Origin of the sequence: Leyella stercorea, assembly GCF_021531355.1 — a bacterium.
Classification (GTDB): Bacteria; Bacteroidota; Bacteroidia; order Bacteroidales; family Bacteroidaceae; genus Prevotella.
The window spans coordinates 1-10466 of record NZ_JADYTS010000091.1; the positions used below are offsets into that span (position 1 = coordinate 1).

Here is a 10466-nt window from a genome sequence, read left to right on the forward strand (position 1 = left end):
TTTGGCAGATAGATGTCAATGGGAATGTGCGCACTGGCAAGATAATGAAGTATGATGACAAGACAGGACACCGTATCAAGGAACCCCACAGCCAGGTGACTTGGGTACATTCGGAACTGAAACTGCCAGACTTTACACTTCGGCAGTGCTTCTTTGGCGAACATCTGTTGACAAATAAAACCACGACCAAGACAATAGCCATCGTGGAGAGCGAAAAGACAGCCATCATTGCCACCCACTTCATATCTGATTTCGTATGGTTGGCTACTGGAGGCATGAACGGATGTTTCAATAAAGATGCAGTCGAAGTCCTAAGCGGTCGGGAGGTTGTTTTGGTTCCAGACCTTGGGGCAACGGATAAGTGGAAAAGCAAACTTCCATTGCTGCAATCAATATGCAAGCAAGTTCTTGTCAGCAGTATCTTGGAAGACAATGCCACCGATGAACAGAAAGCCAATGGTCTTGACATTGCCGACTTCCTATTGATGACGGAAACACCGCAGATGGCGCTACAAAGGCTGATAAAGCAACATCCGCCACTCCAACATCTGATAGACAGTCTTGGGTTGGTGTTGGTGGAAGAGTCATAGCAGAGTGGGTAAGGATCTGCGAGCACGCTTGCGTGACGGACTTTCACAAAAGTCCTAAACATAATAGGGACTTTTAGATTCACTTGCTGACACTGTTCACTTAAAAAGTCCTTCTATTATGCTCAGGCTCCGCCCGAGACCTGTCTCCAATTATACAAGAACTACGTTACAAACTCAAACAAGATTCTTATGGAAAGAAACATACCACGTGCCGCCATCCATGTAGGCACAGACAAGAAATCGTTCTCGTCCCAAGTGGGCAACGAGGCGGAACGCAGAGGTTGGGACGAGAAGCGTTACCAACTAAAAAACGCAGACATAGATAAGAACAACCATTATAACTACTCACGCAAGAGACTCAACTTTGAGATAGTCAAGGGTGGAAAGATAGTGCCTCTTGGTTCCCAGTCTGTGCCGTTGCATGAACGCTTGCAGCATAGACTTGATGAATTTGGCTTCAAGCCGTATATGGATGCCAAGCGTCCCAACCAAGTTTCAAGGAACAGTCCGAACTGCACTGTCGGCATCATCTTCAGTGGTGACCATGATGTGCTTAACAGGCTTGCCTTTGGTGAACAGAAACTCAACACGTCAGATCCAAATGCTGACCACAGCAAGGTTGTATTGCAAAAAGACATCTATGACTGGGCTTTGGACACCTACCGCTTTGCATGTGAGAAATGGGGAGAAGAGAATGTCATCGGCTTTGATGTGCATTGTGACGAGACAAGCATCCATGCCCATGTGCAGACCGTGCCTGTTGAACAAGTAAAGAAACGTGGGCGCATCGGAAGCAAGTATATTCACAAGGATAATCCAGAAAAGGTTCTCTCTACAAAGGAATGGAGAGCACTTCCAAAAGAAGAACGTGGCAACTACACAAAATCGGAAGCGGCAAAGGGTGTTGTTGAAAGGGTCTCTTATGCCAAAGTATGGGGAGAGCGAGCAAAGGACAAATCACAATACCTTTCCCAACTGCATACTGACTATTACAACAAGGTAGGGCATAAGTATGGCTTGGCAAGAGGCTTCTCTTATGATGAACTTTCAGAGGAAGAGAAGCGAGGACGCAAGCATAAGAACAAGGTGGTGCTTGAAGCTGAACGTCAGGCGAAAGTCGCTCTTGACAAAGTGGAGAAATATGCAGTGCTTGCCCTGATTGACAAGAAGGAGCTGACCATTCCTTTACTCAACATCAAGGCTCCAGTTCAAGAAGCGATGAATGCCGTAAAGAAAGAACTTGCCATACCGATTCCTACGCTTATAGGACAAAAGACATGGCGTGAGGAGCGTGTGGCTAACATCTACGCTGCAATCAAGGCTCTTGTAGCAGCCATTAATGCAGAACGTGACAAGCAGAATGAAGATGTACGCAAGTCTGTCAACAAGACATACACTTACTATATGCAGAATCTCAATAAGCAGATAGAGGAGCACAAGTCGCTTCGTGCCGAGAATGATGCGCTAAAGACTGAAAACAACAAAGTCAAACAACGCATCTCTCAACTTGACGAGAAGGCTGTGGAGCGAGTGACTACTCAACTTGTCTGTGCGAAGGAAGAACTCGCCAGTGCCAAAAGTTATAATACTACACTTTTGGAAATGTACAATGATTTGAAGGCTCGTTGGAATGCCATTTGGCAGGAGCCAGAAATGATAGACGCATGGAGACGAGTGGAAGCACGTAAGGAGGAAGATGCAAAAGAAAAGGCTCGGCAAGAAGCCGAAGCCAAACGTGAAAGCATGGCTCGTCAAAATAGATACATAGGAGTGCTTGACAAGTTCATCCATGAGGGACATGAAGCTCTATCTTCCTTTGCCAAGACAGATAGAGTCAACTTCAACGAGAAAGAATCGGCTTCCATATACTATGGCATTATGGCATCTGCTGTAAAGCATAATATTGGATTGGACTCTAAAGCCTGTATAGAATCGGCAACAAAAAGGTTCTTGTCTGATATGTCTTGGCATGGTTTTACAGACTTCAAGCAGGAATGTGTCACCAGTTGGACAAAACTCTTCGCCACAAATGAAGTTCAATTCACAGACAAAGCTATTGACAACTTCCTCGCTTTTGTTGACCACATGTCATGCAGTGCAGACACATACGTTTCGCTTGGTGGCTCCAATGGTTGTGCCGACCAACTGACGAATTGGGATGGAACACAGAAGATAGGATTGGGAGCAATTAATAATAAGCCCTATCGTTCATCACGAAGATAAGTATTGTATAAAAGGTTGTAAAAATCAAGATGTGAGATTATCTAAAGCTTATCTCACATCTTGACTATAAAGGTATATTATTTCATTTGTGTTTCTTCCTTTTATTCTTCCCCATGGTCTGCCGTCATAGACGCTATGTAGAAGGCATTGGAAGTGACAACAGTTGCATTCTTGCTAATAGGAGCGACGAAATCTATTTGCGTATATCCCAATTCGCTTACACCTGCAACGACTTCCATCTGCTTGAATTGATATTTTACGTCATTGCCTTCTTTGTGTTTTTTTTCAAGCACGAACACATATTGCTTGCCATTGGCATTTACAATAGCATCGTCAGGCAAGGCTGGCACATTTTGTTTGCCCATACTGATGATGCCTGTCACATACATGCCAGGAATAAGTTCAGTGATGTTCTTTGTATCAATACCGACACGTACGGATATAGCCTTGGTGTCAGAATCCATCGAGCGATTAATTTCTCTTACTGTTCCCTTGAAATGAATATTCGGGCTATTGGTGATGACGAAATCTACTTTCTGCCCTTTAGCAACTTGATTGATATTGCGCTCAAAAACATTCAAGTTGCAGAACACAGCGGCATTGTTGGCTACTTGCATCAATGATTGTGAACTTTCCGTATAGCTTCCACTCTTTATGCTTATCTTCGTCACGATGCCAGAAATTGGAGCAGAGATAGCTACCTGCCGTATGATTCTGCCTTGTTTCACAAGGTTGGTGTTAATGCCAATTTGACGGAGCTGGTTGTAAAGCCCTGTCTGGCGAGCCAGTGCCATCTCGTATGCTGCTGATGCCTGTTGCAAGGTCTTTTCCACTCCTGCCTTCTGTGAAGCCAATGTCTTTTGGCGTAGCAACTCCTGATGTGTTACATTGGTCTCTTTTACAGCAATGAGATAGTCTTTCTGCAATCCTACGATTTCGGTATTCTCTATGTGTGCAACCACTTGACCTGCTTTCACCAGCTGTCCTTCTGTTACATAAATTTTGCGGACAACACCTCCTACGAGAGAAGTCACGTCTGCCATATCCTGCGGGTTGAGCTGAAGTTCGCCATTGGCACGTATCACATTGTTGAGAGAGCGACTCTCAACCTTGCCGAGCGTAATGCCAACCGTCTTTATCTGTTCTTGAGTAAGTTCAATGGTTTCATAGCCTTGCTCCTCTACTTTGTTTTCCTTTACTTCTTCCTGCTTGCCTTTTGTGCATGATGCAAGAAATATGCTGATGACAGCAATGATGATGATATTAAATGTTTTCATTGTTTATTTCCGTTGAGATAATTGATATTGATGATAGCTTGATTATAGTCGTTGACAGCATCTATGTAACGAAGTTGTACATCAAGAGCCGAAGTTTGGTTTTGTATGTATTCCACATACCCCATTTCTCCGTTCTCGTAGTTTATCTGAGATAGTTTCGCCATGAGTGCTGCCTCGGCGTTGCCTTGTCTTTCGTAATAATCAAGAACTTGTTTTGCTCTCATATACTCATTTGTGGCATCACGCATAAGCGTTTTCTGCTGCTGTTCTGCCAATGCACGCTCATTCTGCACCAACTCCACATCACGTTTGGCAGCCTTGACTTTTGACCGATTGCTTTTCCAAAACAGGGGTATGCCGATGCCTACCTCAAATCCCATGAAGTTACCTTTGGAAAACCTACTTCTGTCAACATTGTAAGGATTGAATCCTTTGATGACAGCCTGTGTTGTAAAGCCGAGAGTGAAGCTTGGCATATACCCCTGCTTGGCAAGCGAAACACTACGTTCATTGCTTATGAGGCGTGCTTGCATGTTTCGTCCAAGTGGCGTGTCTGAGAAATTAGTTTCCCCAAGATTCGCGTCATGTAGTTTTGCCAACCCCTCGTTTTGAGGAGTGAAGTCAGTATTGGTATTGATGAGCTGTTTCAACTGCAATAAATATTTCTTGCAGTCATTCTCTGCTCTTTGCAAACTTATCCGATTTTCATTCAGCAATCGTTGTGCATTCATCTGTTCCAACTGGTTAGCCTCCCCCGATTTGTACTTAGCCGATGCCAGTTGCAGAAAGTGCTGATATACGCTGTCTTGCTTTTGCAACACGAGCAAAGTGCTATGTGCATGAAGCCACGAGTAATATGCAGATGTTACATCTCTTACCAACTGGTTGCCTACTATTGCCACCTGACTTTGCGCAACGGCAGTCTCAGCTTTCAAGAACTTGTTTCGGGCGTTATACACCGTAGGAAAATCAAAGGTCTGGCTTATCAAAATGCCATTGTCTGGACTTCCGCCAGATGTCGGATCTTGGCTGAGCGTTATAGAGGTCTTTTCAATATCAAATGTTGTACCCTGCAAGTCTTTAGCTTTTCCAACTGCAATTTGCCCATTTCTCATATATAGGCTGTTGTCAAGAGCGAGGTCTATGCATTGTTGCAAAGACCAACTCTCATTTTGTGCGTACATGGAGGCGAATGCCATAGACAGTACGCCTAATATAAACAATCTTATTCTTGTCATACGTTTGTTTCTTTTTTCTTGGTGAATGTCTTATAAATAGATGGCAAGACAACAAGTGTCAATATCGTGGCTGTTACCAATCCGCCGATGACCACAGTAGCCAACGGTCGTTGAACCTCAGCACCGTCACCAGTTGACAAGGCCATAGGCATAAAACCTAAGGAAGCTACCAATGCGGTCATGATGACAGGACGAAGACGGAGCATACAACCATCTATCACTCGTTTTTTTACATCCGTCACGCCTTCTTTCTCAAAAGTATTGAACTGTCCTATCAGTACAATACCGTTCAGTACAGCCACACCAAAGAGGGCAATGAAACCTACACCTGCGGAAATGCTGAAAGGCATACCTCGCAGGCATAAAGCCCACACACCACCAATGGCAGAGAGAGGAATGGCTGAGAATACGAACAAGGTTTCCCTGATATTCTTCAACGTAGCATACAGCAAACCCAAAATGACGAGCAATGCCAAAGGAACTGCCAGCATCAAACGACCGGTTGCCTCTTGAAGATTTTGGAATTGACCGCCATAAGTGTAATAATAACCTGCTGGCAATTTTAGTTCCTTGTCTAAAACCTCCTGAATTTCATCTACTGTGGTCTGTATGTCTCGTCCTCTTACATTGAAACCGACAAATATCCTTCGCTGTCCATCCTCATGTGTAACCTGTGCAGGTGCATCAGTCAATGTAATCTGTGCTACTTGCTGGAGAGGAATTGTTCCACCATCGGGCAGAGGAAGGTACAGACTTTCTATAGCTTTTATATCATTACGTAAGTCCTTGTCCATACGCACCACCAAGTCGAATCGCTTGTCGCCCTCAAACACATATCCCGAGCGGCTTCCTGCAAAAGCAGTTTCAAGCACCTTGTTGGCAGTTCTTATCGAAATGCCATATTTAGCCAGCTGATCTCGGTTGTACTTTACTTGAATCTGTGGCAAACCTTGTACTTTCTCGACAAATGGGTCAGACACCCCGTCAACACGCTTGATAAGAGATGCCACTCGCTTTGCGGATGCTTGCAGAGCATCAAGGTCGTTGCCGTATATCTTGATGGCGACATCCTGCTTAATACCTGTAATCAGTTCGTTGTTTCGCATTTGGATTGGCTGTGTCAATTCGGCTTCCATTCCAGGAATAGCTCCCAAGGCTTCTTCCATCTTTTCCATGAGTTCGTCCTTTGTCTTGGCAGATGTCCATTCTGCTTTCGGATAGAGGGCTATAAGCATGTCTGCTCGTTCTATAGGCATTGGGTCGGTTGGAATCTCTGAACTACCGATGCGAGTTACCACCTGCTTCACCTCCGGGAACTTAGACTTCAATATCTTTTCTGCCTGAGTGCAGGTCTTCACCATCTGAGAGAGTGATGTACCTTGTGCCATGCTGATTTCGGCTGCAAAGTCACCTTCTTCAAGATTCGGGATAAACTCACCGCCCAAACGAGTGAAAGCGAAAAGGCTGATGCCGAACAGCAGCACCATGGAAGCTATGAGCACCTTGCTATGTTGCAGACTTTTGGTGATGATAGGCTTATACCAACTCTGTAACTTGTTTATCAGACGGTCTGACAAATTAGTCTTATGTACACTTTCCTTGCTAAGAAACAGAGCACTTGCCATTGGTACGTAGGTAAGCGAAAGGATAAACGCTCCAAGGATGGCGAAGAAAATGGTAAGTGCCATCGGACGGAACATCTTTCCTTCTATACCAGCCAATGTAAGCAATGGCAGATATACCGTCATGATAATGATTTCGCCAAAGGCTGCACTCTTACGAATCTTGGAAGCGGAATGATATATCTCCTTGTCCATCTGCTCTTGTGTTAAGCGCAAGCCATGGTATTTGTCACGACTGATACCTATATGGTGGCATACGGCTTCTACGATAATCACTGCGCCATCCACGATCAAGCCAAAATCAATGGCTCCCAAACTCATGAGGTTTCCGCTGACACCAAACAACCGCATCATACCAAAAGCAAACAGCATAGCGAGCGGAATGACGGATGCCACCACCAATCCTGCCCTATAATTACCCAAGAACAGAACGAGTATGAACACAACAATGAGGCCACCCTCGATAAGGTTGCGGGTGATGGTTCCAGTAACACGGTCTACCAACTGAGTGCGGTCTATGAATGGTTCTATGACTACACCCTCTGGCAGACTCTTCTGAATCTGCGCAATACGCTCTTTTACGTTCTTAATAACTTGCTGGAAATTCTCACCTTTCAGCATCAGTGAGATACCTGCCACCACTTCACCCTCGCCATTGCGTGTAACTGCACCATAACGTGTGGCATAACCATATTGTACTTTTGCAATGTCACGTATCAAGATAGGCGTGCCATTGACTGTCTTGACAGGGATACGCTCTATGTCTTCGAGTGTTGAAACAAGTCCCAAGCCTCTGATAAAATACTGGTTACTATTTTTCTCTATGTAGCTTCCGCCTGTGTTCTCGTTGCCTGCTTCAAGGGCATCGTAAACTTCTGTAACTGTAAGACCAACAGCATTGAGACGGTCGGCATCCACAGCCACTTCATACTGCTTCACATATCCACCCCAGCCGCTGACTTCTGCAACGCCAGGTGTTCCTGACAATTGCTTGCGGACTATCCAATCTTGGATGGTACGTAAATCTGACAAACTGTATTTGTCCTCATATCCCTTCTTTGCACGAATGGTATAATGGAATATTTCTCCCAAACCAGTAGTGACAGGAGCCATACCTATGGTTGCCTTACCTTGTGGTATGACTTCCTCTGCCTCCTTTAGTTGTTGGCTTACCTGCTGCCGAGCCCAATATACATCTGCATCGTCATCAAAAACCAATGTAATAACAGACAAGCCGCTGCTACTGATGCTTCTGCGTTCTTCCACACGTGGAATGTTGGCCAAAGCCATTTCTACTGGAGTGGTTATAAACTGCTCTACCTCTTGCGCTCCCAATGATGGAGCTTGGGTTATCACCTGTACTTGATTATTTGTAATATCAGGTGTAGAGTCAAAAGGCAACTGCGACAACGACCATGTGCCCCATATAATGAGCACCAAGGTCAACATACCTATAGTTACCTTGTTCTTGATTGATAATTGAATTATTTTTTGAAACATTTCTTTATCGTTCTAATTATAATTGTATAGTTAGTGCTAGTCCTCCTTGTTGTCCGTTATAATATGGATAGACAGTGTTTGTTCGCTTGGACTGTTTGTTGTGCATCTTGCGTGAAATCGGCTCATATAACTTGTATGCCAATTTCGTACACAGAATACCCAATCCTGCTCCAAATGCCACGTCTCCTATCCAATGCTTGTTGTTATACACACGCAATGCTCCTGTACTTGCAGCTATGACATAACCACCTATACCTATCCACGGTGAAGTGTCCTTGTATTCTTGCCACAAGAGTTCTACCCCCATGAAGGCAACTGTTGTATGCCCAGATGGAAAAGAATTGCGACGTGAGCCATTAGGACGCATCTCTCTTACTGTGTATTTCAAGCCATTTACGGATATAGCCGTCAGCAAACTTGACAACCCCAACAGCATCGTTTGTTCTTTTAGGTTATGACAACTTTTTACTCCGCACAGATTTAATGCCAATACGCTTACAGCTGGCACATACTGTGTATAGTCATCAATCCCTATGGCTATTGGCTTGTGGGTTATAACCTCATGTCCGATAGCATAGTTCAGCATCCTGCCTTTATTCATAACAATAGCCTCTGCCGTTCCATACGACATAAGTGACATTGGTATAATATAAGGCACGACACTTGACCTCTTCATAGAAGTCATGTCTGTGCTATCTTGTGTGAATGTCAAGCTGTCTTTGCTTTGTGCATACGACAAAAGAGGAAAAGCCAGTGCGCCAAGCGCCAGAATTTCCTTAATTGACATTTTGCAATAACTAATGCCTGTGCTCCAAACACTGAAGCACTTGCAAGTTCATAATAAAAATGATTGATTTGTAACTATACCTTCCATATGAATAGGTATAGTCGCTGTACGTTGCCCCCCTTAAAAGAAACAACGCTATTAGAAACGATAAAAAGGAGGTGCCCTAAGTCCATTTATCCGCAATAGTTCCGCCTTTATAATAATAGGTATGCGAGTGTCAAACACCGTCTTAGTTGGTTCTGACACCCATCCCATAATACGAGATAAAGCCCATACTATTGCATGATATAAATAATGTATGTTACTTGTATGTAAAGTCTTTACTGACACAACATCCCAACTGCCTTGTTCGAAGCACTTTGTTCCATCGTCCTTATGTGACGTATGTTTGTCATTGTCAGCGTTGTCGCTATTGCAATGCTCCACAACGGTACATACCGCACTTTCGTGATGATGGTGCGGTATAAACGACAATGCCAACAAAACAATTGTTGTCAAAGCCAAAATAGTTATGTAGAGCTTCTGCTTCATTATATTTTCAATTTGGCTGCAAAGATAGCAAATAAACTTTGCAACACGGTTGCAAAGTTATATGTATACCATTTTTTAGATGCGTGAACCATAGTAAAATCTGTATGACTCCTTTGCTTTTCATACTGCGGTTTCAGTAGAAACACCTCATCCTATCCCTTTTCATTGGTTTTTGGTGTAACTAAAAGTTAAATACGTTAAATATTACCTTTTCGTATCTAAACAGAATCCACATAGCCACTTTTCTACCGTTTAGAGCGTATAATACTGATAATCAACTAATAATAGATACTCAGGTTGTTCTGGTTTAACGAGCATTACAATCCCTTCTTCAGTTACTTCTTTGGGGGAAGGTTGTTTTTCTGGTTGTCCAGGCTTGACAAGCATCACAATCCCTTCTTCAGTTACTTCATTGGGGGATTATTGCTTCTCTGGTTGTTCAGGCTTAACAAGCATTACAATCCCTTCTTCTGTCACTTCTTTAGGTAGTAGTTGTTTCGCTTATTGTATTTAGAGCCTTATAACTAACCATAACTTACTATGACTAACTAACCATAAAGTCTTGATTTTCAATACCATTTGACTTTTAATACTTTCTGAGTGTTTTTTGGCAGTTCCCGATTTTCCACATATTTTTGCAGCGTATTTCTACCGTGGAGAATTTGCGGAGCTTTTATTTTGTCATATCGTGAACGTAG

Annotated in this window: 6 protein-coding genes and 1 pseudogene; 3 read left to right on the forward strand and 4 right to left on the reverse strand. The window is 43.6% G+C overall.

What is annotated here, in order from left to right:
- Both I6E38_RS13230 and mobV read left to right on the forward strand, forming a co-directional pair.
- Positions 1-590: DUF6371 domain-containing protein (locus I6E38_RS13230; RefSeq protein WP_235394441.1), on the forward strand; the 590-nt coding region annotated here is incomplete at its 5' end.
- Between the two features lie 189 nt (positions 591-779).
- Positions 780-2813 carry a MobV family relaxase gene (mobV, locus tag I6E38_RS13235; protein ID WP_235394442.1) on the forward strand — a complete coding sequence of 678 codons (2034 nt, stop codon included), beginning with the start codon at positions 780-782 and terminating at the stop codon, positions 2811-2813.
- Between the two features lie 101 nt (positions 2814-2914).
- Here the strand turns inward: mobV and I6E38_RS13240 are convergent, their stop codons facing one another.
- Genes I6E38_RS13240 through I6E38_RS13255 form a run of 4 tightly spaced genes read right to left on the reverse strand, consistent with a single transcriptional unit; the run spans position 2915 to position 9126 of the window.
- On the reverse strand, positions 2915-4090 hold the full coding sequence (locus I6E38_RS13240; RefSeq protein WP_044074738.1) for an efflux RND transporter periplasmic adaptor subunit: 1176 nt from the start codon (positions 4088-4090) through the stop codon (positions 2915-2917).
- Entirely contained in the window at positions 4087-5328 is a 1242-nt protein-coding gene (locus tag I6E38_RS13245) for a TolC family protein (RefSeq protein ID WP_082030915.1), read from the reverse strand. Before I6E38_RS13245 ends, I6E38_RS13240 begins: the two co-directional genes overlap by 4 nt.
- Entirely contained in the window at positions 5325-8450 is a 3126-nt protein-coding gene (locus I6E38_RS13250; RefSeq protein WP_044074737.1) for an efflux RND transporter permease subunit, read from the reverse strand. The genes I6E38_RS13245 and I6E38_RS13250 overlap by 4 nt, the downstream gene beginning before the upstream one ends.
- 16 nt (positions 8451-8466) lie before the next feature.
- The gene (locus tag I6E38_RS13255; protein ID WP_235394443.1) at positions 8467-9126 is read right to left on the reverse strand and encodes a phosphatase PAP2 family protein; all 660 of its coding nucleotides are present in this window, start codon (positions 9124-9126) and stop codon (positions 8467-8469) included.
- Positions 9127-10066: 940 nt separating this feature from the next.
- Between I6E38_RS13255 and I6E38_RS13260 the strand changes: the two are divergent.
- Positions 10067-10282 (forward strand): annotated as a pseudogene (locus I6E38_RS13260) (leucine-rich repeat domain-containing protein); the annotation flags it as partial.
- Positions 10283-10466: the final 184 nt, after the last annotated feature.